Source organism: Bradyrhizobium sp. ORS 285, assembly GCF_900176205.1.
Lineage (GTDB): Bacteria > Pseudomonadota > Alphaproteobacteria > Rhizobiales > Xanthobacteraceae > Bradyrhizobium.
In genome coordinates, this window is sequence record NZ_LT859959.1 from 2,666,923 (window position 1) to 2,693,451 (window position 26,529).

Annotated in this window: 9 protein-coding genes and 1 tRNA gene; 6 read left to right on the top strand and 4 right to left on the bottom strand. The window is 65.3% G+C overall.

The features are described 5' to 3' along the window. Window positions 1–287: 287 nt before the first annotated feature. Window positions 288–15,899, top strand: a complete 15,612-nt coding sequence (locus BRAD285_RS12110; RefSeq protein ID WP_172889763.1) for a VCBS domain-containing protein — start codon at window positions 288–290, stop codon at window positions 15,897–15,899. 88 nt (window positions 15,900–15,987) lie between these two features. Here the strand turns inward: BRAD285_RS12110 and BRAD285_RS12115 are convergent, their stop codons facing one another. Next, entirely contained in the window at window positions 15,988–16,485 is a 498-nt protein-coding gene (locus BRAD285_RS12115) for a hypothetical protein (protein WP_050887014.1), read from the bottom strand. Window positions 16,486–16,733: 248 nt separating this feature from the next. Between BRAD285_RS12115 and BRAD285_RS12120 the strand changes: the two genes are divergently transcribed. Together BRAD285_RS12120 and BRAD285_RS12125 are read left to right on the top strand one after the other, a co-directional pair. Beyond that, entirely contained in the window at window positions 16,734–18,638 is a 1,905-nt protein-coding gene (locus BRAD285_RS12120) for an acyltransferase family protein (protein WP_006615679.1), read from the top strand. A 167-nt stretch (window positions 18,639–18,805) separates the two neighbouring features. Beyond that, window positions 18,806–20,704 (top strand): acyltransferase family protein, encoded by a 1,899-nt coding sequence (locus BRAD285_RS12125; RefSeq protein ID WP_006615678.1) that lies wholly within the window; start codon window positions 18,806–18,808, stop codon window positions 20,702–20,704. Between the two features lie 21 nt (window positions 20,705–20,725). Here the strand turns inward: BRAD285_RS12125 and BRAD285_RS12130 are convergent, their stop codons facing one another. Continuing rightward, window positions 20,726–22,609: an acyltransferase family protein gene (locus BRAD285_RS12130; RefSeq protein WP_006615677.1), complete on the bottom strand. Its 1,884-nt coding sequence runs from the start codon at window positions 22,607–22,609 to the stop codon at window positions 20,726–20,728. Window positions 22,610–22,846: 237 nt separating this feature from the next. Here BRAD285_RS12130 and BRAD285_RS12135 point away from each other — a divergent pair, with 237 nt between their 5' ends. The 3 genes from BRAD285_RS12135 to BRAD285_RS12145 all read left to right on the top strand — a co-directional run bounded on the left by BRAD285_RS12135 (window position 22,847) and on the right by BRAD285_RS12145 (window position 25,076). Next, window positions 22,847–23,812, top strand: coding sequence for a hypothetical protein (locus BRAD285_RS12135; RefSeq protein ID WP_244422412.1), 966 nt, complete (start codon window positions 22,847–22,849; stop codon window positions 23,810–23,812). 148 nt (window positions 23,813–23,960) lie between these two features. Continuing rightward, on the top strand, window positions 23,961–24,563 hold the full coding sequence (locus tag BRAD285_RS12140; protein ID WP_006615675.1) for a TMEM175 family protein: 603 nt from the start codon (window positions 23,961–23,963) through the stop codon (window positions 24,561–24,563). Between the two features lie 439 nt (window positions 24,564–25,002). Beyond that, a tRNA-Gly gene (locus BRAD285_RS12145) sits at window positions 25,003–25,076 on the top strand. A gap of 54 nt (window positions 25,077–25,130) precedes the next feature. Here the strand turns inward: BRAD285_RS12145 and BRAD285_RS12150 are convergent. Together BRAD285_RS12150 and BRAD285_RS12155 are read right to left on the bottom strand one after the other, a co-directional pair. Next, a complete protein-coding gene (locus BRAD285_RS12150; RefSeq protein ID WP_006615674.1) occupies window positions 25,131–25,454 on the bottom strand; it encodes a hypothetical protein in 324 nt (107 codons plus the stop codon). 68 nt (window positions 25,455–25,522) lie between these two features. Then, window positions 25,523–26,449, bottom strand: a complete 927-nt coding sequence (locus tag BRAD285_RS12155; RefSeq protein ID WP_006615673.1) for a LysR family transcriptional regulator — start codon at window positions 26,447–26,449, stop codon at window positions 25,523–25,525. Window positions 26,450–26,529 lie beyond the last annotated feature (80 nt).

Genomic DNA, 26,529 nt, shown 5'->3' on the forward strand with positions numbered 1-26,529 from the left:
CGCGCTCAAGTATAGATCTTGCGAATACTGGTCGGGTTCGCCGCGTCTATACAGACTAGCGGCGATCTATTCTTGATGCCCGCGCCGCATCCCCCGCAGTCGTAAAGCATACTCGCTAACCGGTTTACCTTGGTAAACGCGGCTGCACTTGACTGCATTTACCCAAAGTCCCTAAAGTCGGGTTAAGAGACCTCGGTAATATTGACCCGAATTAAACTTTAATAATAGTTTAATCGCAGAAAATGGGAGCGCCACCAAAGGCGCCCCGCATTTGGAGATTGTGGCGCATGAATGCTCCTGTCCTGCTGGCCCAGTTGACCGGCACGTCCTCGCAGCCATCCAGCGTCTCAGCCAAGCATGTGAAGATCGAGAAGCCGCAGGGCAGCCAGGCTGTCACGGTTCATCTCGATGGTCAGAACCAGATCGACTTCAGCGGCATCGCCAGCGAGAAGCTGACCTTCGTCAAGATCGGCAATCGGCTGATCATCCTGTTCGACAATCAGTCGACGGTGTCGATCGACCCGGTGTTCGACAACAATGGTGCTCCGCTCAAGGACGTCAGCTTCGAAGTCGGTCCCGACCGCATCATCAATGGCGATCAGTTCGCCGAGCTGTTTCCTGTCACGACTGATCAGTCGGTGCTTCCGGCGGCCGGAACGCCGGGCGCGCCAGGCGTGCCTGCGGGCGCAAATTTCGGCGGCTTCACCATCGATCCGCTGAACGGCGGCACGCCGCTGGCGCTGCTGACGGGCGAATCGATCTCGGGCAATTTCGGCCAGACTCCGACCACGCCGAACTCCACGCCGATCCCCGGCGGCGTCCAGCCCGCGCTTCTCAATGAGGACGGCCTGTCAGAGGGACGGCCCGGCGGCCCCGGTGACGTCGGCGGTGTGGTGACGAGCTTCACCGGTTCGCTGAACGTCGATTTCGGCACCGACGTGATCGGCCGCGCCTTCGCGTTTGCGGCTTCGCAGCCCGGTCTCGCCGGGCTGACCTCGGGCGGCGAGGAGGTGCATTTCGCGATCACCACGATCAACGGCCAGCCCGAGCTGATCGGATACATCGGCACCGATCCGTCGATCTCCGCCAATCAGGTCTTCACCATCACGCTCGATGCGAATTCGACGATCGAGGGGACCTACACCGTCACTCTGCTGCGTCCGCTCGACCATCCCGTGTCCGGGACCGAGGACACGCTGAACCTCACCGTCAACGTCATCGCGATCGATGGCAGCGGCGACACTGCGCCGGTGACGATCACAATCGGCGTCAACGACGATTCGCCTGTGGCGGCGACCGTCGAGACGACCAGCCTTGCCGAGCAGACCAATGGCGAGGGCGGCTTCGTGCAGACCACCGAGACGGTGGATCTCGGCATCTCCTGGGGCGCCGACAACGGCAACAGCAAGATCAATGGCGGCTCGAACGGCACCGTGGTCGACGGCGACCGCTCGCTGGTGTTCGCGTCGTCCGAGATCGCGACGCTGCAGGCGCTCGGTCTGACCTCCAATGGCGAGACCATCTCGTACAGCCTCTCGGCCAGCGGCACCGAGATCATCGCCACGGCCGGCAGCGGCGACGGCGTGCGCACCATCTTTACGGTTACGCTGTCCGACACGGGATCCGGCAGCTACACTTTCACGCTGTCCGACAATATCGACCACAATGGCGTCCATGGCGCGTCGCAGCCGCTGACCTTCAACGTGGTGGCGACCGACGCCGACGGCGATCCGGTCAACACCGCCTTCACGGTCAATATCGGCGACGACGGTCCGAGCTTCGGCGAGCGGCCGAGCTATTCGGTGGTCGATGAGGACGGCCTCGGCAATGCCGGCGACAGCTACCATCCGGGCGGCGACGAGGGCGCTTCCGAGGGAGGGAGCGTCAAGCCTGTCGTCATGAAGGCCGGCAGCGACGCCGATGGCGAGGACCTCACGGTCACCGAGACGCTCGGCATCCGCTGGGGCTCCGACGACGCTAACATCAACGTCAATGGCGGCATCAACGGCGCGCCGATCAATGGCGACCGCGCCGTCACCTTCTCGGCCAACGTGGTGTCGACGCTCGAGGCGCAGAATCTCACCTCCGACGGCTTCGCGCTGCGCTACGAGCTGTCGTCCAACGGCACCGTGCTGACGGCCTATCGCTACGACGCCGAGCACGAAACCTATGTCGGCGCCGACGGCAAGCCGCTGAACGTCGAGGGCAGCGAAGGGCTTTCGGGCGCGGTGGTGTTCACCGTGTCGCTGTCCGACGTGGACCGCGGCTCCTACACCTTCACGCTGTCGGGCAATCTCGACCACCCGGTGCATGGCGCCGAGGACGACATCACTCTCAATCTTGGCTTCGTCGCGACCGATTCGGATGGCGACCAGATCACCGACACCTTCACCGTGAAGGTGAATGACGACGCGCCTGTCTTCGGCGAGAAGCCGAGCTATTCGGTGGTTGACGAGGACGGCCTCGGCAACGCTGGCGATAGCTACAAGGGCGGCAGCGACGCCTATGGCGAAGACCTCACGGTGACCGATACGCTCGGCATCCGCTGGGGCGCCGACAGCGCCAATAGCCACGTCGATGGCGGCATCACCGGCGCGCCGGTCAACGGCGACCGCGCCGTGACCTTCGCATCCAACGTCATTGCGACGCTCGAGGATCAGCATCTGACCTCCGACGGCTTCGCGCTGCGCTACGAATTGTCGGCCGACGGCACCACGCTGACAGCCTATCGCGCCGACGCGGTTGGCGAGGGCAGCGAAGGGGGCTCCGGCACGCTGGTGTTCACGGTGTCGCTGTCCGACGAGGGCTACGGCTCCTACACCTTCACGTTGTCGGCCAATCTCGATCACCCGGTGCATGGCGCCGAAGACAACATCACGCTCAATCTCGGCTTCGTTGCGACCGATTCCGACGGCGACGCGATCACCGACACCTTCACCGTCAAGGTCAACGACGATGCGCCCGTCATCGGCGCGGAGCAGAGCTCCGGCCAGGTCGACGAGGACGGCCTTGGCAATGTCGGCGACAGCTATGCGGAGGGCCACGACGCCGCCGGCGCCGATCTGACGGTGACGAAGACGCTCGGCATCCTCTGGGGCGCCGACAGCGCCAACAGCCATGTCGATGGCGGCATCGACGGCTCGCCTGTCAATGGCGACCGCGCCGTCACCTTCGATACCAATGCGATCCCCTCGCTCGCCGAGCTCGGGCTGACGTCGAACGGCGTTTCGCTGAACTATACGGTGAGCGAGAACGGCACGCTGCTGACCGCGTACCGATTCGACGGCGAGCACTTCATCGACGCCAATGGCCAGACGACCGAGGATCCGGCCAGCGCCGCGGTGTTCACCGTGTCGCTGTCGGACCAGAATGCCGGCTCCTACACGTTCACGCTGATCGGCAACCTCGATCATCCGGTTCACGGCAGCGAGGACAATCAGGCGCTGTACTTCAGCTACACCGCCACCGATTCCGATGGCGATGCGATCAACGGCAGCTTCGTCGTCGAGGTCAACGACGACGCGCCTGTGCTCGACGGCAAGCCGAGCCACGGGGTGGTCGACGAGGACGGCCTCGGCAATGCCGGCAACAGCTATGACGATCGTGGCGACGTCGCCGGCGCCGAGCTGACCGCGACCGGCACGCTCGGCATCCTCTGGGGCGCCGATAGCGCCAACAGCCATGTCGATGGCGGCATCAATGGCTCGCCGGTCAATGGCGACCGCGCGGTCACCTTTGCTGCGAACGTGGTGTCCTCGCTCGAGGCCCAGCATCTGACGTCGGACGGCTTCGCGCTGCATTACGAGGTGTCGTCCGATGGCACCGTGCTGACGGCTTATCGCTACGACGCTGCCAACGAATCCTTCATCGGCGCCGACGGCAAGCCGACCGAGCAGGCGGGCGCCGCGGTGTTCACCGTGTCGCTGTCCGATCAGGACGCCGGCTCCTACACCTTCGAGCTGACCGGCAATCTCGATCACCCGGTGCATGGCACCGAGGACAGCATCACGCTCGATATCGGCTTTGTCGCCACGGACTCCGACGGCGATGCCATCTCCGGCAGCTTCTCTGTCGACGTCAATGACGACGCCCCGACCTTCGGCGAGCGCGTCGCCTATTCGGTGGTCGACGAGGACGGGCTCGGCAATCCCGGCAATTCCTATGCGGACGGCAAGGATGCCGATGGCGTCAATCTGACGGTGACCGATTTCCTCGGCATCCGTTGGGGCGCCGACAGCGCCAACAGCCACGTCGAGGGCGGCATCAACGGTGCGCCGGTCAATGGCGACCGCGCCGTGACGTTCGCTTCGGACGTGGTCACCACGCTCGAGGCCAAGCATCTGACCTCGAACGGGATCGGGCTGACCTACGTCGTGTCCGAGAACGGAACGCTGCTGTCGGCCTATCGTTATGATGCCGCGCACGAGACCTATGTCGATGCAAACGGCAAGCTGACGGACGATCCGTCCGGCGCCGCGGTGTTCACGGTGTCGTTGTCCGACCAGGGGCAGGGCGCCTACACCTTCACGTTGATCGACAACATCGATCATCCCGTCCGCAACACCGAGGACGACGTCACGCTCACGCTCGGCTTCGTCGCCACCGATTCCGACGGAGACGCGCTCGCCAGCACCTTCACGGTGAAGGTCAATGACGACGCGCCGGTGCTGAACCGCGAGATCGCGACCGGCGTGGTCGACGAGGACGGCCTGCCGACCGGCATTGCCGGCGGCCCGAATGACGTCCCCGGTCAGAACACGGTCGCGACCGGCAATCTTGGCATTTCCTGGGGCGCCGATAGCGCCAACACTCTCGGCAACGTCGGCATCACCGGCGCCTCGCCGGTCACTGGCGACCGCGCGGTCACCTTCGCGTCCGACGCCACCAGCACGCTTGCAAGTCAGCATCTGACCTCGAACGGCGTGGCCCTGACCTACGCCGTCAGCGAGGGCGGCACCCTGATCACGGCCTATCGCTTCGACGGCCAGCACTACATCGACGGCAACGGCAACTCGACCAACAGCAAGGCCAATGCCGCGGTGTTCACGGTCAAGCTGTCCGACCTGGATTCCGGTTCCTACACCTTCACGCTGCTGGACAATCTCGATCACCCCGTTCCGAACAGCGAAGACAACATCGCGCTGACCCTGAAATACGTCGCGACCGATTCCGACGGCGACCAGGTCGGCGGCTCGTTCAAGGTCAACGTCAACGATGACAGCCCGGTCGCCCAGGCCGGGACGGCCAAGAGCATCAGCGAGGCCGATCTCAACGGCGGCGGCGATTGCGACTTCGGCGGCCGTGATGATGACGGATATGGCGGACATGGCGGCCATAGCGATCCGCAGGTCACTGGCGCGCTCAACATCAATTGGGGGGCCGACAACAACGACCGCGGCGCGGCCGACCGTTCGGTCCGCTTCACCAATGCGTCGAATGCGGCGGCCGATGTCCATGTGACCAACGGCAGCGATGCCGCGCTCAACGGCCTGACCTCCGACGGCCAGACCGTGAAATACGCCTTCGAGCATGGCGTGCTGGTCGGCTACACCGGCAGCAGCCTGGCCTACGGGCAGCGCGTGTTCGAGGTCTCGCTGGATGACGACGGCACCGGCACCTACACCTTCAAGCTGCTCGGCAATCTCGATCATCCGGCCGGGCAGGGCAGCAACGTCGTCAAGCTGACCTTCGACTACACCGCGACCGATTCCGACGGCGATTCGAGCAGCAACACTTTCACCGTCACCGTGGTCGACGATGTCCCGACCATCGGGCATGCCGAGAACGAGACGGTCCGGGAATCCAACCTGCCCACCGACATCGTCGATGTGGCGTTCCCCGACGCATCCTTCTCGACCGTGCAGACCGGGCGGCTCGCCATCTCCTGGGGCGCCGACGACAACGATTCCGGCGTGACCAACAACCGCTCGGTGTCGTTCTTCAACACGACCGCACCGGAAGGCCTGACCTCGAACGGCGAGGCGGTCAGCTATGTGATCTCGTCCGACGGCACCACGCTGTCCGCCGTCACCGCCGATCACCGCACCGTCTTCACCGTCACGCTGAGCGACGACGGCGACGGCAGCTACAAGTTCACGCTGCTCGACAACATCGACCATGGCGGCGCGGGCAACGACAGCCGGACGCTGAACTTCGGCTCTAAGGCGACCGATTCCGACGGCGACAGCGCCACCAGCAGCTTCACCGTTTCGATCGTCGACGATGTGCCGACGATCGGCTGCCCCGAGGACGAGACCGTCAGCGAAGCCAGCCTGCCGACGACCAGCTACGACACCAGCCATCCCGATGCGTCGAACTCGACGGTGCAGACCGGGAACCTGGACATCTCCTGGGGCGCCGACGACAACAACAGCGGCGTTGGTCACAACCGCTCGGTAGTATTCACCACCGCCGCCGGTGCCACGGGCCTCACCTCGGACGGCTCGGCGATCAGCTACACGGTCTCCAGCGACGGCACCTTGCTGACGGCCGTCAGCGCCGACAACCGCACCGTCTTCACCATCCAGCTGTCAGACAATGGCGACGGCAGCTACAAGTTCACGCTGTACGACAATCTCGACCATCCCTCGACGGGAGCCAACAAGGACAGCCTGCCGCTGACCTTCGGCTTCAAGGCGACCGATTCCGACGGCGACAGCGTCACCAGCACGTTCAAGGTGAACGTGATCGACACCGCGCCGGTCGCGGCGGCCGGTGACTCCCGGACGGTCGACGAGGACGATCTGTCGAACGGAACCGATTCCTCCAAGGAGTCGACGACCGTCAGCGGTGACCTCAACATCACCTGGGGCAGCGACGACAACAACAAGACCGCGGGCGGCGGCCTGGGCGACCGCTCGGTCTCGTTCCGCTATTCAAGCGCCAGCGCCAATGTCGACGCTGAGGACAGCTCGGGCCGCAACCTGAACCTGACGTCGGACGGCCAGACCGTCAAATACGCGTTCGAGAACGGCGTGCTGGTCGGCTACACCGGCACCGATCTCGCCCACGGCACCCGTGTGTTCGAAGTGTCGCTGAGCGACCAGAACGACGGCTCCTACAGCTTCAAGCTGCTCGGCAACATCGATCATCCCGCCGGTTCCGGCGAGAACGTCGTCAATCTCTCGTTCAGCTTCACGGCGACGGACGGTGACGGCGACACCTCGAGCAACAGCTTCACCGTCTCGGTGAAGGACGACGTGCCGGTGATCGGGACGTCCAACGGCGCGACCCTGACCGAGAACACCACGGGCGCCGCGGGCGCGGAGGTGTTCGAGATTCAGACCGCGTCGAACGTGGCGCTCAACATCAATTGGGGCGCAGACGACGGCAATTCGGGGACCGCCAATCGCAGCGTCGGGTTCGATGCATCGATCCACAGCGGCGATATCGTCAAGACTACCGGTTCCGGCAGTCCGGCGCTGACCTCCAATGGCGTGGCCGTGCAGTTCATCCGCGTCTCGGATACCGAGATCTGGGGCGTCGCCAACGACAATGGCGGCTCGCTGACGCTGAACGACCGCAAGGTCTTCCACGTCACGCTGTCCGACAACGGCTCCGGCAGCTACACCTTCGAGCTCCTCGACAATGTCGATCACTTCGGCTCCGGCCAGACCAATGCGCTCGCATTGAAGCTCGGCTTCGCCGCCACCGACGCGGACGGGGATTCTGCCACCGGCAACTTCACCGTCACCATCAATGACGACAACGGCCGGCCGGCGATCGGCACTCCCGTCGCGGGCACGGTCGACGAGGACGGCCTGTCCGGTGGCAATACGGCACCCGCGTCGGGCGACGCCCCTGGGGCCGACGTCACCGCAACGGGCTCGCTCGCGATCTCCTGGGGCGCCGACGACAACAACTCTGGCTCCGTCAATCGCGCGGTAGCCTTCTCCGGCTTCACCAACGGCGCGAACGTGTCCTCGGATGCAGGCCTGCTCAAGGTCGATGGCGCGCAGGTCAAGTACTGGGTGGTCGGCAATACCCTCTATGGCTACACCGGCTCCAATCCGGTCAATGCCAACACCGCGCCGGCAGCCTCGAACCAGGTGTTCAAGGTCAGCCTCGATGACTCCAGCGCCGGCAGCTACAGCTTCACGCTGCTGAAGCATGTCGACCATCCGGCGGGCCAGGGCGAGAACGACGTCAAGCTGACCTTCGGCTTCACCGCGACCGATGGAGATGGCGACAGCGCCAGCTCGTCCTTCGTTGTGACGATCAACGACGACAGCCCGGTGGCGACGGCGACGACGCTGGCGGCCACCGTCTACGAGACCGAGCTGCCGAATGGCATCTTCACCGTCAATAATGGCGGTGCGCATGGCAGCGACCTCAATGGCGACGGCAACAGCGACGACTCCTCCTTCACGGGCAATCTGACCTCGCTGGTGTCCTTCGGCGCCGACAAGCTCGGCACCTATACGGTCGAGAAGACCGATCTCGCGCCCGAGCTGCTCTCGCTCACCTCCGGCGGGGTGGCGCTGACCTACAGCATCGATACCGCGAACAACATGCTGGTCGGCAAGGCCGGCAACGTCACGATCTTCGAGTTCCAGGTCGACGCCAACACCGGCCAGTATTCGTTCCGCCTCAAGGGACCGCTCGACCACGTCGGTACCGGCCACGACAACACGCTGACCCTCGACCTGTCGACGGCCGTGACCGCGGTCGATTCCGACGGCGACAAGCTCGCACTGCACGACCAGATCACCATCACCGTCCGGGATGACCGTCCGTCGTCTCAGGATGTCGACACCGTCACGATCTCGGAGGCGGCGGGCAGTGTCTCGACCGGCGCCGTCAATCTGCAGGTCAAGTATGGCGCCGATGGCGACAGCGCCGGTCCGTCGCTGACCTTTGCGAATGCGACGCCGAAGGTCTTCGACGTCGACAATCACCAGATCTCCGGCCTCTCCTCGCTGGGGTTCGGCCTCACTTACGAACTGTCCGCCGACCAGACCACGTTGACCGCTTACCGCACGGCCTTCGGGATCTATATCGGCCAGGACGGCAAACAAACCACGAACCCCGCCGACGCGGCGGTGTTCACCGTGTCGCTGTCGGACGCGGGTTCCGGCTCTTACAACTTCACGCTGCTGCAGCCGCTCGATCATCCCGCGCCGTCGGGCAATGCGAACGCCGCCAGCCAGTATCTCGACCTCAATTTCAGCTTCACGGCAGAGGATCGCGATCACGACACCGCCACCAACAACTTCACGGTGCGGGTCGATGCCGCGGGCACGGCGACCACGGCGCGTTACGACGCGCCGAACTCGCCGGTCTTCGTCAATCTCAGCGACAGCAGCGTGACGCTGCTCAACGAGAGCGTCGACGCGCATCGCGTCACCGACCGCGCCGGCGTGACCGACAAGGTGGTCGGCATCGATAAGCTCGGCGCCATCACCGAGGCCCATGGCTCTGGCGGCGACGACATCCTCGTCGGCAGCAGCGGCGCGGACAAATTGTACGGCGGCGCCGGCAATGACGTCATCAAGGGCGGGGCGGGCGACGACCGCCTCTATGGCGGCGCCGGCAACGACACCTTCCTCTACACGGTCGGCGACGGCAACGACATCATCGATGGCGGCACGGAAACCGGCGCATCCTATCCGAACTACGACGTGCTGGAGATCACCGGCGACGCGACCGCCCGCAACTTCACCATCGGCAAGGCGGGTTCGGGCACCGACATCAATCCCGTCGCCAATGACGGCGGGGTCAACGCCGCCGACATCCTGGTGCGCTATGACGGTCCGAACGGCGCGACCATCCGCGCCGACGAGATCGAGCGCGTCACCATCACCGGCGGGACCGCCAGCGACACGGTGACGATCACCGACATCAGCGGCACCGCGATCGCGCCGTCGACCATCGTGTTCAACGGCGGCTCCGGCAACGACACGCTCGACCTGAGCCGGTTTGCCGGCAACACCAGCGTGGTCTCGGACGGTGGCGCTGACAGCGACACCGTGAAGTTCGGCTTCAAGCTCTCCGATGCGACCTACACCAAGGTGTTCGCGGAGGACGGCAAGACGCTGATCGGTCTGAACGTCACGCACGACGGTGTCACCAGCACCTTCACCAACTACGAGAGCTTCGCCTTCACCGACGGCACGCGCACGCTGACGGGCGTGTTCAATACCCCGCCGGTCGCGCATGACGACAAGGTGCAGACCTCGGAAGATTCCCCCCTGACGATCAATTCGCTGCTCAGCCTGCTGAACAACGACACGGACGTCGACAACAATACGCTGACCGTGACAGGCGTCGCCAACGCGACGCATGGCACCGTCTCGCTGAACAACGGCAACCCGCTGTTCACGCCGGACAAGAACTTCTCCGGCGTCGCCGGCTTCGACTACACGATCAGCGACGGTGATGGCGGCACCGCCACTGCGCACGTCACGGTCGATGTCGCGCCAAAGGCGGATGCACCGACCCTGGGCTTCTCCGGTACCACGCCGGCGACGGGCGCCGAAGACACGGCGATCGCCCTCAAGGTCATCACGGCCGCGGTCAGCGATCACGACGGCTCCGAAAGCCTGCGGATGCTGATTACGGGCTACCCGGACGGCGCGACCTTCTCGGTCGGCTATGCCGGCACCGGCGATGATGCGGGCAAGTGGGTGATCGACGACCAGGCCGCAATCGCCAACTTCAACAGCCAGCCGCTCAAGGTGACGCCGCCGCTGAACTACAATGGCTCGTTCACGCTTTCGGTGGATGTCGAGGTTACCGATCACGCCACGCTGTCGGATGGGAAGGATCACGCAGACGTCGCGACCACCCATGTGCAGAACATCGGCGTCGTCGTGGCCCCGGTCAATGACGCGCCCGAGATCCACGCCCCGACGCAGGTGACCACGAACGAGGACACGTCCTTCCAATTCACGGGCGCAAACGCGATTACATTCTCCGACGCGGACGGTGATGTCGCCGAGTTCGTGACGTTAAGTATCTCCGGCGGCACGTTCTCTCTCCCGTCGATCGGGGTCGACGCCGACCAATCGCTCCAGATTTCCGGGTTCAAGATCAGCGAACTGAACCAGCTCCTGACATCGGCCGTGTTCACGCCGAGCGCCGACAGGGACGTTCCGGGGTCGGTCACGTTCACTATCTACGACAACGGCAATACCGGCAGTGGCGGCGAGCTGAGTGCGACGAAGACAATCACGATCAACATCAACCCGATCGAGGATGCGCCCGTTGCAGCCGATGACACGGCGACCGCGACCGAGGACACGACGCTGACGGTGTCGGATCCGACGCAGGGTGTTCTGCACAACGACCGTGATCCGGACACCGGCGACAAGTTGAGCGTGGTGGCGGGCGACTTCACCACGGCGAACGGCGGCACGATCCACTTCAATGCCGACGGCACCTATGTCTACAAGCCGAAAGCGGACTTCTACGGCGCTGACACGGTCGACTACACGGTCCGGGACCTGGCTGGACGGACCGACATTGGCAAGCTGACGATCAACGTGGCGCCGGTCAACGATGCGCCGGAGATCCATGGGCCGACGCAGGTGACGGCCAATCAAGGTGTCGCCTTCGCTTTCACCGGTGCGAATGCGATCACGTTCTCCGACGCGGACGGCGATGTCGCCGAAAGCGTGACACTGAATGTCTCGGGCGGCACGTTCTCGATCCCGTCGATTGGCGTCGACGCCAGCCAGACGCTCCAGATCTACGGGTTCAAGATCAGCGAGTTGAATCAGCTCCTGACGACGGCGGTGTTCACGCCAAACAGCGAGCATCCGGGTTCGGTCACCATCACCATCGACGACAACGGCAATGTCGGCGGCGGCGACCTGAGCGCGACGCAGACGATCAGCATTCAGGTGGTCCCGGCCAACCACCCGCCGGTGGCGAATTCCGACACCAATACCGTGCTGGAAGATGGCACCGTCACGATCACGGCCGCCAATGGCGTGATCCGCGGCTCCACCGGGGGCTCGGTTGCCGACTCGGATGTCGACACGGGCGCCTCGTCGCTCGTGGTGTCCGGCGTCGTGGCCGGGAGCGGAACTGTCACGCAAGGCGCCGGCGTCGGCACCTCGATCGAGGGCGCCTATGGCCATCTGACGTTGAACGCGGACGGCTCCTACAGCTATGTCGCAGACAAGGCCGCCGCGCTGGCGGCGGGCGTGTCTGCCGTCGACACCTTCACCTACACCGACAAGGATCCGTCGGGCGCGGTGTCCAACACCGCGACCCTGAAGATCACGGTGGCCGGCGTCAACGACGCGGCGGTGATCACCGGCGATGCGACCGGCACGATTGCGGAAGAGGGCGGCATCGCCAATAGCCAGAGCAGCCCGCTCTACGCCATCGCCCGCGGCGACCTCAACTCGACGGACGTCGACGGCCACAATGACGTGTGGCAGGCGGCCGCTTCCAACACGGCCAATGGCTACGGCTGGTTCGACATCGGCAGCGACGGCAAGTGGACTTACGGGCTCTACAACAACAACCCGACGATCCAGGCGCTGAAGGAAAACCAGACCACGCTGACCGACAGCTTCACGGTCTACACCGAGGACGGCACCGCCAAGACGATCACGATCCAGATCCTCGGCAACAACGACGCGCCGACCCTTCAGAACGCGATCGTCGACCACAGCTCGGCCGAGGACCAGCCGTTCAGCTTCAGCATTCCGGCGAACACTTTCGCCGACGTCGACGGCCGCTTCGACGGCACCAACGGTCCGCTGACGCTGGAGGCCGTCCAGCAAGACGGCAGCGCGCTGCCGGCCTGGCTGCACTTCGATGCGGCGACCGGCACCTTCAGCGGCACGCCGCCGGCGAATTTCGCCGGTGCGGTCAATGTCACGGTGTATGCGGGCGACGGCGAATATGCCGCCTCGGACACGTTCACGCTGACCATCACGCCCGTCAATGACGGCCCGGCCACTGTGACGGTCTCGGGTAATGCGATCCAGGGACAGACGCTGACCGCGAATCTCGGCAGCGATCCCGATGGTGCTGCGTCCAACGTTGCCTATCACTGGCTGCGGGACGGCGCGGTCATCAACGGCGCGACCGGTTCGACCTACACGCTCGGTTCAAACGATGTCGGCCACAAGATCTCGGCCAATGTCACCTACACCGACGGCCAGGGCTTCGCCGAGAATGTGACCAGCGGCCAGACGGGCTCGGTCGCTTCACCGAACCACGCCCCGACGTTCGGATCGGGCACGATCACGGGAAGCGTGACCGAAGATGCGTCCTATGCGGCGCAGACCGGTAACCTGATCCAGAACGGCACGTTCAGCCTCTACAACGGGAGCTGGTACACGCTGAATGCGTGGACGGTCGGCGGCGCCCAGGCGGTCAAGGTGATGGGCGGCCACACCGACGGCGGCTCGGCTGATTTCTATGGATCATCGAGCTCGATCAGCCAGACGATCAGCACCGTCGTCGGCATGACCTATACCGTCGACTTCTACGTGATGGCCAACGGTACGCCCGTCACATCGACCGTGAACGGAACGACCTTACTGACGTCCAGCACCTGGAGTTCCGACTGGACGGAGCAGACCTACCAGTTCACCGCGACTTCGACATCGACCACGCTCAAGTTCGCAAGCGCCGGTGGTGCCCTCGTCGACGACATCACGGTGCAGGTCGCGGGCGTGACGCCGGGCATCGAGAAGGCATCCGGCGCGATTGCCTTCACCGATGTCGACGGTGACAGCCAGACGGTGAGCTACACCACGCCTGCCGGAAGCAACTACTACGGCTCGTTCAACACCACGGTCGACAACACCAATCACAAGGTGAACTGGACCTTCACCGTCAACGACTCCGACATCCAGTCGCTGCGCGCCAGCGACCACATCGATCAGACCTACACGGTGCAGATCGACGATGGTCATGGCGGCACGAGCACGCAGACCGTCACGGTCACCGTGAACGGCGCCAACGATGCGGCGTCGATCTCCGGCCCGGCGACGGGCACGGTGAAGGAGGATGGCACCCTGACCGCCGGCGGTACGCTGAAGGTCACCGATGTCGACACCGGGGAGGCCGTGTTCCAGACGCCGGCCTCGCTGGCCGGCACCTACGGCAACTTCACCTTCAACGCGGCAACCGGGGTCTGGGGCTACACCCTCAACAACTCGGCCGCCAACGTGCAGACGCTCAATGACGGCGAGGTCAAGCATGACACGCTGACCGTGAAGTCGCTCGACGGCACCGCCAGCCAGGTCATCGACGTCACGATCAACGGCACCAACGAGCCGGGCCCGCTGGCGGTCGTCGACACGACGAGCGTGGACGGACGCTACGCGCTGTCCCAGAACACCGACTCGCCGAACACGATCGGCCTGAATGCTGCCTCGCTGTTCTCCGGCGGCACCGGGACGGTCACCTACACCACTGCGCTCGTCTACGCCTCGACCGGCGACGACAGCTGGATTCACCGCAGCGGCAACCAGTTCACCGGCGACCCGAACAACAACGATGCGGGCCTGTACGTCTACAAGGTCACGGCAACCGACTCGGTCTCGTCGGTGTCGACCTATGTCGCCTTCAACGCGCTCGACAACCAGGCCATGAATCTGACGATCGACTCGACCTCCAGCGATCCGAGTGTGTCTGGCTCGGCGCCGTGGCTGGCGGGGGCGAGCGCCAACTACAGCGATGCCATCACCGCCATCGTCAACAACCTGTACGAGGCCAATGCCGGCGGCGGCTATGACGTCATGATCGGATCGAGCGGCACCAACGTCTTCAACGGCGGTGCCGATGACGACGCCATGTACGGCCTCGGCGGCAACGACACGCTGCTCGGTGGAGCCGGCAACGATTTCATTGATGGCGGGGCCGGCAACGACACCATCCGCGGCGGAGCCGGCAACGACATCATGCTCGGCGGTTCCGGCGACGACCGGTTCGACTGGGCAATCAATGATGGCGTGGACGTCGTCGATGGCGGCTCCGGCACCGACACGTTCTCGATCGAGGGCACGAACGGCCAGGACTTGCTGTATGTGACGCTTGCCAACGGCGTGATCACCGACGTCAACGGAACGAAGCTGAGCAATATCGAGTCTGTGATCGCTGATCTCGCCGGCAGCTTCAACGACACGCTGACCTACACCACGACGGAGTCGGTCAACGTCAACCTGGCGGCAGGCACCGCGACCGGCTTCACGTCGCTGCTGAATGTCGAGCGGGTGACCGGCGGCTCGGGCGACGACATCCTGGTCGGGAACAGCGTTGCCAACACGCTCAACGGCGGCAACGGCAACGACATCATCCGCGGTGGCGGCGGGGATGATAATATCGACGGCGGTGCCGGGATCGACTTGCTCGACTTCTCCGACGCCACCGCCGGCATCAGCTTCACGCTGGTGCAGGGTAGCAACCCGACCTATATCGGCGCCAACCTCTCGGGCGTCGGCCACGACACCTACAAGAACATGGAAGGCGTCATCGGGTCTGCCTACAACGATGCGCTTTACGGTTCATCGGGCAACGACGTCCTGATCGGCGGCCGCGGCAGCGATCAGCTCACCGGCAATGGCGGCTCGGATACGTTCAAGTGGCAGGCCGGCGATCTCACCGGCGGTGGCGTTGATGCGATCCTGGACTTCCAGACCGGAACGTCCGGCGACGTCATCGATCTCTCGGCGCTGCTGGCCAACGTCTCCGGCAATCACGCCGATGCGGTGCGGTTCGTCGACAGCTCTAACCCGAGCCACTCCAGCCTCGCCTCCGCCAACGGCGCCGGCGTGCTGAGCAACGGCGACCTGACGGTGCAGATCAACACCGGCTCGGGCTGGACCAGTGTCGCGACCATCAAGGACACCGGCACCAACCTCACCGGCGGTGACGACGTCATCAAGATGATCCTGGACAACAGCCAGACGCAGGTGCAGGTCCACGTCTGATCGGACCAGCCTCGGACACGCGAAGGGCCGCCCATGAGGCGGCCCTTTTCATGTCTGAAGCGATTGTCGCGCCGCTGAGCGGACGACGTCAGATCTTCTGGCCCGCGGGGCCTACGCCGACATTGATCGTGATCCGCTGCAGCTCGGTGCGGCCCTGCGGGAACTTGACCTCCAGCGTCACCGTATCGGTGCCGGCAAAATCGGCCTTGGACTGGTAGAAGGCGATGAAGCCCGGCACTTCCAGCGCCAGGCACTGCTTGTAGTTCGTCGCCGAGATCTTGCCGCGCTTGATCGAGACGGTGCCGTTGCCGGGCGGCGTGACCAGCCGGATCGAGGGCAGGGGACCCGATGAGCAGTCGGGCTGCACGTTGAGATAGACGCCGACCTGGATGGCCTTGCCGGCGACCCCTTTGGCGCTGCGCTCGACCGTGGTCTGAGCAGGAGCTGGAGCCGGGACAGGCGCAGGCGTCGCGGGTGCAACCGGCGCTTGTGCGAGAGCCGCCGGCGCTGCGACGAGCGCCGCGGCGACGACAAGCCCCTCGCGCAAGCTGAACCATCTCCGTCTCGATCGATTCGTCCTCAGCATCAGCCCCTCGCTCCCTGCGTCGCCACCAGATTGCCGCATTCGGCCCAATCGTTCAACGGATCGTCGTATCTGCGTGGACTACGAGCATGAGCTGTAGCGGTGAGCTGCGCTCGGTTCCTCAATCCTGACGTCACGGCTGCACCATGCGCCGTCGGCCGATCGTCATGACGTGGTCGTGACTGTTTCTGATTGTTGCCGCTCGTGTCTGTCCATATCGTGCGCCGCGAACAGGCGTAGGATGGACTGAGTTGGAAGCGCGTTATCGGGCGGATATCGATGGCCTCAGGGCGATCGCGGTCTGCATAGTGGTTTTGTTCCACTTGAAGGTTGCCGGCTTTGGTGGCGGTTTTGCCGGCGTCGACATCTTCTTCGTCATCTCCGGCTATCTGATCACCGGGCATATCCTGCGCGACATCGAGCTCGGCGTGTTTTCGTTCGCCGCGTTCTATGCGCGCCGTGCGCGGCGGATTTTGCCCGCGCTCATCGTCACCATCATGCTGACCTTCGCCGCCGGCTGGTTGTGGCTGCCGCCGGACGCGCTGCGTCAGCTCGCCAAGGAGGCGACGCACGGCCTGCTGTCGATCGCCAACATTCAATATTGGCGCGAGTCCAACCAATATTTCGCGCCGAGCTCCGATCAGCTCGGGCTGCTGCATCTGTGGTCGCTGTCGGCCGAGGAGCAGTTTTATCTCGTGACACCACTGATCCTGGTGCTGCTCAGCCGCGTGCGCCAGGTCGCGTCAGGCATTGCTCTGTCGGGCATGGTGTCGCTCGTGGCAGCCATCATCTGGTTGCGGCGAGATCCAGAGGCCGTGTTCTTCCTGACGCCGTTTCGCGTCTTCGAGTTCGCCCTCGGCGCCCTGGCGATCGCGCTGGAGCGGCGCTTCGCGGCGTGGCCAACGATCCGGACCGCGGCGACGTGGAGCGGCTATGTCGTGCTGTTTTCCAGCCTTCTGGTCATCCCGCGCTTCCAGCATGACGCCGGGCTCGGCGCGCTGCCGCCGAGCATTGCGACGGTTGCGATCATCGCAGCGAACAGGCCGATGCGCCTGTTCGCGAACCGCGCGGTTCTGGCCGTCGGCCGTTCGTCCTACTCGCTCTATCTCGTGCACTGGCCGGTGATCTACTTCGCGAGCTTCATCTTCGGCGAGCAGGCCTCCAGCACCACTGGAAAGATCGTGCAAGTGCTGGTGATGGCGGCGCTGACCGTGGCGATGTTCGTCCTGGTCGAGCAGCCCATTCGTCGCTTGCAGAGCGCGCCGTGGAAGCAGGGGGTCGCCTTTGCCGCGGTGATAGGCCTTTGTGTCGTCGCCACGCATGCGGCCTTCAAGGCGGACGGCGTGCCGTGGCGGCTTCCGGAGGATCAGCGCGCGCGGCTCGAGCTGCAGCGGTTCGGCATGAGCCCCTGTGGTCGCTCCGGCGAGGACTGCGCCTTCGGTGCGCTGGCCGGCTCCCATGGACTGGAGCTGCTCGGCGATTCCTACGTGCATCAGTATGTCGCCGCGTTGGACGACCGCCTGAAAGCGCGCGGCATTCATGGCAGAACATCGACGGTCGGCGGCTGTCCGATGCTGATAGGAATGGTTCCACTCCCGCCGCGAACGGCGGAGTGCATCACCCTACGCGATCGCGAGCTGGCGCGCGTCAAGGCCTCGCCGGCCGATCTCGTCGTGATAGGACAGGCTTGGCACCTGTATCTGGAGGGCCCCGGGCAGCCGGACGAGCGGAGGGCAAGCGAGATCCGCGACGGCCTGCAAGCTTTGCTGGCTCTGCTCGACCGCCCTGGCCGCCGTTTCCTGATCATCGGCGGGCAGGTGAGACCGGTGACGTGCAGCTTCGACCACATGCGGATGCAGCCAGGCCCGTTGTGGCACGCGCCACCGCCGCGATGTGCCCCGTTCGAAACCGCTCGGGCGCGCGCCGATGCGCGTGAGATCGATGGCCTGCTGGATCATGCCTTGACGGGGCGCGGCAATGCCGCGCTGTTGCGGCCGACCGAGCTGTATTGCGACAAGGACTGTCCGGTCGTCCGCGACGACGGCGTCTGGCTGTTTCTCGACCCCGGCCATTTCACGGTGGCAGGGGCGCGGCTGATGGGACAACGCGCCGACTCCGTGATCTCCCAATTCCTCTCCGAACAATCCAGGCCGTAACGCAGCGCCCGCGGTCGCCGTCGAACATGGGCCATTCCTGGGCGCTGCCTTGCCGCTGCCGGCCCGGCGTCATGGGATCGGTCCGATGACGTCATGACTGTTTCCCGCTGTTGCCATTCGTCTCTGCGCATGTCGTTCGCCTCGACCAATGCGCGGGGTGGACAACATTGGAACGCAGTCATCGCGCCGACATCGATGCGCTCCGGGCGATCGCCGTCGTCATCGTCGTCCTGTTCCATCTGAAGATCGCAGGCTTCGAAGCCGGCTTTGCCGGCGTCGACGTCTTCTTCGTGATCTCCGGCTATCTGATCACGGGCCAGATCCTGCGCGATGTCGGGGCAGGGCGGTTCTCGCTGTCGGAGTTCTATCTGCGGCGCGCGCGGCGCATCCTGCCGGCGCTGGTCACGACGATCGCGGGGACCTTCGCAGTGGGCTGGCTGTTCCTGTCGCCTGAGGCCCTGCGCCAGCTTGCCAAGGAGGCGACGCACGGGCTGCTCTCGATCTCCAACATCCAGTACTGGCGCGAGGCGAGCGCCTATTTCGCACCCACAGCCGACCAGCTGCCGCTGCTGCATCTCTGGTCGTTGTCGCTCGAAGTGCAGTTCTACACGCTTGCACCTTTGCTGCTGATGTGGGCGGGGCGCCGCGGCCAGTTCTTCAGGGCGATCGCGACGATCGGGCTATTGTCGCTGGCTGCGGCCGCGATCTGGTTGCCTTGGGATTCGGAGGCCGTGTTCTTCCTGACGCCGTTCCGCGTGTTCGAATTCGCGCTTGGTGCACTCGCCATTCCCTTGGAAGCGCGCCTTGCATCGCTGCCGCGCGCGCGGACCATCGCGGCGGCCTGCGGCGACATCATCCTGATCGGCAGCCTCGTGATCATCGGCCGCTACCAGGCCTATGCCGGTGTCGCGGCGCTCGTGCCCTGCGCGGCCGCCGCCCTCATCATCGCCGCCAACGCGCCGACCTCGCTGGTGATGGCAACTCCGGTGCGCGCCATCGGCACAGCCTCCTATTCGCTCTATCTTGTCCATTGGCCGGTCATCTTCTTCGCCGGCTTCATCTTCGGCGATGCGGCTCAGACACCCGTGGGCCTCGCGGCCCAGCTCGCGGTGATGGCCGCGCTGGCCGCGCTGATGTTCGTTGCGGTCGAGCAGCCGCTGCGGCGGCTGCCCTGGCCGCGCTGGGCCCAGGTGGCGAGCTTTGCGACCGTGCTGCTGGTCGGCGCGGGCCTGACCAATGTGACGTATCGCGCCAACGGCGTCGCATCGCGGTTGCCCGACGACCAGCTCGCGTTGTTCAAGCTGCAAGGCTTCGGCCTGAACAAATGCGGCAGCACCGTCGGGCGACTCTGCGTCTTCGGCGATCTCCAGGGCACGCGCGGTGTCGAGCTGCTCGGCGACTCCTATGTCCAGCAATATGTCGCGGCGCTCGATACGTCGTTGAAGACGCGCGGCATGATCGGACATGTGTCGACGATGAGCGGGTGCCCGACCCTGTCCGGCCTGACCGCGGAGGGTCCGCGTGCACGCGCCTGTGCGGAGCTGCGCGACAGTGAGCTGCCGCGCATCCAGCAATCGCCGGCCGATTTCGTCGTGATCGGGCAGGCATGGCAGAACTATCTGGATCTGCGCGAGGGACCGGCGGCGCAGGCGCGCAACGCCGAGGTCGCCCAGCGCCTGGTCGAGACCATTCGCCTGCTGGATCGGCCGGGCCGCCATTTCCTCGTGATCGGCGGCCAGGTGCGCCCCGTGAACTGCGCCTTCGATCCCCTGCGCATGCTGCCGGGCCCGCGCTGGCATGCGCCGGCGAGGCCTTGCGAGGCCGTGCCGAAGAGCGAGGCGCTCGCCGCCAATCACACCATCGATGTGGTCCTCGGCGAGGCGATCAGGCCGTTGGCCAAGGTGATGCTGCTGCGGCCATCGGAGGTGTATTGCGACCGGGATTGTCCTGTCGTCGAGGACGGCGTCTGGCTGTTCCAGGACGCCGGCCATTTCACGGTGGCGGGCGCGCAGCGCATGGGCGAGCGCGCCGCGCCGATCTTTGCGACTTTCCTGGCTGACGATTAGTCCGGGGCGCCGCTTGGGTGTTCACTCGCTCCGGGGCGTGATCGACGCAGCCAGCGCTGGCGAGGCCTTGACGATCTCGATCGCCGCCAGTGCCGAGCCTTGGGCGGTGAAATGGCCGTCATCCCAGGCGAGCGGCGCGTCGTCGGATGTCTGCAACACGCAGCGGCTCCTGGGGCAGAGCCGGTCGATCAGCGACACGTAATCGGTCTGCGGCAGGCCGTCCAACAGCTCGCGCAGGAACTCGTCGACTTCGCCGAGCAGATCCAGCGTGTGACCATCAGTGGCGACGCCGAAGCGCTGCGCCGCGATCAGCAGGTGCGGCAGGGGCCGGTCGAATTGCGGGCTCGGCCCCACCACGACGATCTCGGCGCCGGTGTCCGCGATTGTCTTGATCACGGCCTGCAGGCTTGCGCGCGCAGCCGGTGCCATCGCGGTGCGCGTCCAATTGCCTGAGAGAATGACAATGTCGGGTGCGAGATCGCGCACCAGGCCGGGCAGCCGGCGGTTGAACTCGGCGCAGGCCGAGGATTGGCCCGGTTCGTCGTAGGGAACGCATTGCGCCATCGTTGCGCGCGCCAGCGTGATCTGCGGCAGAGCGCGCTTCAGCCCGTCGACGAGATGCGCGGCATGGCTGTCGCCCCACAGCAGGACGCGGGGCCGGGCGCCCTTGGCGAGGCAGTCGGGCTGTAGCGCTGCGAAGGTCTGACCCGGGGTCAGGAAACAATGCCCTTCCTCATAAGCGCTCCGGTGGTCATAGCCGAGGAAAGCGGCCATGGCCTGCTGCTGCGGGGAGAAGCGGCCGGGAAAGCCTGATAGCATGATCATGGTGATGCTGGCCGCCACTGCGGTCGCGCCGGTCGCGGCAAGCGCCCGCGCCGTGATCTGCCAGTCGGCGCGACGTGCGGGTTGCTCGACGAGATAGAAGCTCGCCAGCGCCAGCATCGTGCAGGCGCCGAGCAGGGCGAGCTTGTCCGTGGCCGAGCTCGGCGGCCCCCACATGGCGGTGGCGAACGACGCGACCGGCCAGTGCCAGAGATACAGCGAATACGACCACAGTCCGATTGCGATCATCGGCGATGCCACTGTGAGAACCGTCCTGTTCAGGTCCGGCTTGCCCCAGATCACGGCGGCGGTGGCGAGGCAGGGCAGCAGCGCGGCGACGCCGGGGTAGGGTGTGCGCGGCGAGTAGATGTTGACGGAGATGCCGAGCGCGATCCACCCGAGCGTGGTCACCGCGATCCTGAGCGACTGAGAGCGCAGCGCCGGCAGCGCTTCCACCGCGAGCAACGCGCCAAGCGCCAGCTGCCAGGCGCGCGCCGGCAGCAGATAGAAGGCGGCGGCCGGGTGCGTCCGGGTCTGGATCACGCAGAGCAGCAACGAGGCTGCGCACACAGCGATGAGGCTCGCGAGCATCAGCGGGCGGCGCAGCCTGAACACGGCCAGCGCGAACACGGGAAACAGCAGATAGTACTGCTCCTCGACGCCGAGCGACCAGGTGTGCAGCAGCGGCTTGGTAATCCCCGCGGCATCGAAATAGCCCTGCTGCGACCAGAACAGGATGTTCGAGGAGAAGGTGAGCACGGCCAGAGCCTGCTGTGCGGCCGACACCGTGTCCTGCGGCAGCAGGATCACGCCGGCGCCGAGCAGGATGGCGAACAGCATGGCGAAGGCGGCGGGCAAGATGCGCCGGGCGCGGCGGCGGTAGAACGCCGCGAAGGAGAACGTGCCGGCGCGCGCTTCGTCACGGATGATCCGCGTGATCAGGAAGCCCGAGATCACGAAGAACACGTCCACGCCGACATAGCCGCTGCGGAACGGCGGGATGTCGTAATGGAACGCGATCACCGAGATCACGGCGAAGGCGCGCAGGCAGTCGATGTCGGGACGATAGTTGATTGAACTCAAGATAATGGTCCGGGCGCTCGCGGCCGGCGACCATCAATCCTTCCAGTCGCCGCGCATGGGCGACTGACTAAGCTCTGATTGCAACCGAGTTGCGGGCTTCCTGTGGCGAGCCGGTCGTGCAGATAGGACACAATGCCATTGAATTGACATCGCTCGGGCCTCACGCAACGCGCCTTCACAGACTTGCCTCAATGGCGTGTTCGCCTCGTACCAGTTTGTGCGTCGAGCGAGCGTGTCATGCGTACATTGGGGCGGAAGGCCGGCCAAGCCGGTTTGGTGTGTGGCGTTGTACTATTTCAGGTTGTGATCGGCGTCACCCTTGCGCGCAGCGCAGAGCAAGGTGCCGCCGAGACGGCCAAGGAGACGCTGAAGGAGAGCGGGCCATTCGGCGGCTGCGAGCCGATCGGGCTCACGGCATCGGGCGAGCTGGTGTTTCCGCTCGAATGCAAGAAGCTGATCAAGAAGCCTGCGGAGGCGCCGGTCGCCGAGGACAAGAGCGCGACCGAGGACAGGACTGCGTCGACAGACGCGGCGCCGTCGCGGCCAGTCCAGTCTGCCGTGGCCGACAAGCCGGCTCCGGACATCAAGCCGGCCGCCAGTGAGGCGGCCTCGGTCGCCCAGCCGACGCCCGCCGAGCCGAAGCAGGCGGCGGTGATCGACAAGCCCGAGAACAATCCTAAGACGCCGCAAAAGGCGTCCGGCCTCGATCCTGTGGCGGCCCCCAAGGCCGCGGCCGGTAAGCCCTCCATCAGCAAGCCTGGGATGAGCAAGCCGGTCGCCAGCAATCCGGCCACCAGCACGTCCGCCCCCGCAAAATCGCCTGGCAGCGCTGTCACAGCCAGCGCCGCGGCGGGCAACGCAGCGCCCGGCAAGGCCGGGACGTCGACGCCGCAGCCTGGAAAGTCGTCAGCCGGCAAGCCGGGTAAGCCCGTTGTGATTGCGGTCAAGGATCCCGCGGTGAGGAGCGCGCCGACGGAGGCTCCGGCCGCGGCAAGCAAGCCGACGGCGATGTCCGCGATCCGAAAGATGATCGTGATGGCCAAGCCGGCCAACACCGGGACGCCGGTCGCGGCCCGGCCGCAAGCGGAGGATGGGCCGCGGCTGCGCACCGCCGGCATGCCCGGCTGCATGCAATTCCGCAGCTATAATCCGAGCACGCGGAGCTATCGCGGCTTCGACGGCCATATCTATGCCTGCCGCTGAGCTCTCGCGGCTGAGACAATGACGAGGGACTGGACGGCGCATATCGCGCCGTCTTCGTGCGGGGCCACGCGACGGCGTGGCAGACCTGCTATAGGATCGGCAACGAATTGACCCCCGAATTGATAGCCATGCCTGCCGCCGATCTGAAATGACCGAGCCTCAACCCGACCTGTTCGAGATGCGCCGGCTGGAATCGCTCTCCAACACCATCTTCGGTGTGGCGATGACGCTTCTGGCCTACGACCTGCCGAAGCCGAATTTCGCCCACATGCCGGGCTGGGACGATCTGGCTCACACCTATTCCGGACGCCTCGCCGGGCTCGTGCTCAGCTTCATCATCGCCGGGGTGTTCTGGATCAGTCATCACCGCCGGCTGGCGCGGCAGCCGTTCGGCAGCCGCTTCGTCGTCATCCTCAACCTGTTTTTCCTGCTGTCGATCGTGCTGCTGCCGGTCACCAACGGCCTCTACAGCAGCTACCGGCTGTCGAGCGCGGTAGCCGTGCTCTACGGTCTGCATCTGACCATCATCGCCGCATTGAACGCCGCGCTCTGGTGGCTGGCTCTCTCGGGCGGCCGTCATTCCGAGATCGCCGGCGCCGTCTTTCCCGTCATCGTGTTCGTGCCGGGAATCGCGCTGGCCGCCTACGCGCCGGAATACGTGCAATATTTCTGGATGCTCGGCTTCGGCGGATTTCTGGCGCGCCGCTTCGTCGCCACCAAGCCGGCCCAACCGCCGGGCGAGGGCGGCTGAGCGATCAGACGCAGCCCATAAAAAACGCGGCGGGCCGTCTGACCCGCCGCGTCTCCGATCTTGAACTCGCTGGTCCAGGGCTGAGACCGCCCCGTTGCCGAGCCGTGATGGCGCTGATGCTGACGAATCACGCGCTCATCGAACGTCGCTCATGAAGAGCCGCTCAGCGGGCGATCCCAGCGAGGTGACAGCGCTTGGTGAAAGACACTGGATCACCTCCTTTCGTTGTTGATGGTCCAACCAATATAGGCTGACGATCGGGGGCGCGGTAGGGGGGCCGACTACGGAACTTGGGACATGCTGCAGTGCGGCCTCGGAGCGGAGGGCGCGACCGGATGGGCCGGTGTTCCCGACTGCTCAACCCGTTCCGATCCCCTCCGCCGACCTCGTCCGAAGAGGTTGAGACCCGCCACGGACCGTGTTAGGGAACGCGCCAGACGCGGGTGTAGCTCAATGGTAGAGCAGCAGCCTTCCAAGCTGAATACGAGGGTTCGATTCCCTTCACCCGCTCCAGCCCCATGGATCTGCAAGCGGACGCTGCCCCGGCCGGTCCCGGCGGGGCGCCGATCAATCGCAATAGATCTGGTTGCCGATTCGCCGGCAGGATCTGCCATCGCTGAAATAGGTGGTGTTGCCGATCGTCTGCGATGACGTGCCGTCGCTGTAATAGGTGTGAGGGCCGATCTGCTGCGAGCTGGTGCCGTCACTGTTGTAGGTGAAGCTTCCGAGCTGCTGCGACGAGGAGCCGTCGCTCCAATAGGTGTTGTTGCCGACCCGCTGGCCGGATAGGCCGTTGTCGCACATGATCTGGTTGCCGATCGTCTGGCAGTTTTCGGCGTGAGCCGCCGTGACCGCGAGCAGGCTGAAGGCGATCGTCAGAATCGAGCGCATGGCTGTTTTCCCGGGATTATCGCATTCAAGCGCAACCGGGGCGGGAGCACAACTCCCCCCATGTCATCCTACTTTTTTCGCGCGACCTTGAATGCTCGCATCTGGCCGCTGAGGAAGCGCAGCAGATGGCTGGCGGCGTGCGGCAGCTCGCGGCCGCGCCGGGTGATGACGCACGCTTCGCTCGAGGACAGCAGGCGGTTGTCGATTGGCACGGCGGCGAGCGAGCCATCGGCGAGATCGGCGGCGATCGAGAAGGCCGGCAGCAGAGTCAGGCCGAGGCCGCTCTTGACGAAATGGCGGAGCACGTTGATCGAGCTGGTCGTCAGCTTGGGTGACAATGCGATGCGCTCGGCGGTTTCGGCCATCGCCACGATCTGCCGCGTGCCGTAGCTCTGATGCATCAGGCCGAGCGGATGGTCGGCGAGCTCGCGCAGGCGCAAGGGGCGGCCGAGCCGCGCCAGCGCATGATCCGGCGGCACGATCGCGCACAGCGGCTGGCGGCTCGCGGTGGCGACGCGGATGCGCGGATCGGCTGACGGGTTGAACACCAGGCCGATGTGATAGCGGTCCTCGGCCACCGCATTGACGACCTCGTTGGTGCCGGCGAGATCGAACGACATCGTCAGCTCCGGATGACGCTGCCAGAAGCGACCGAGCGGGCCCGACATCAGGTCGCTGACGAAACCCTCGCCGAGCACGATGTCGACATGGCCGCGTTTGAGCCCTTGCAGCTCGCGCAGCTTGGCGACGGTGTCCGCCTGGTCGGCTTGCCACTGTCGGAAGCGCTCGACCAGCAGCGCGCCTGCCGCGGTGGCGCGGATGCCGCGGCTGAGCCGCTCCACCAGCGTCAGCCCGAGCTCCTTCTCCAACAGCGCGATCTGCCGGCTGATCACTGAGGCGTTGACGTCGAGCGCTTCAGCCGCTGCGCGCACGGAGCCGAGCCGAATGGTCTCATGGAGGTAATGCAGCCGGTGATGATCGAGCAGGGCGGACATGGGCGTCGGACGAGTGTTGACTTGAAGTCAACAGTAACGGCGGGAACCGCTGATGTCTGCTCTGAAATCGCATCGCTAGC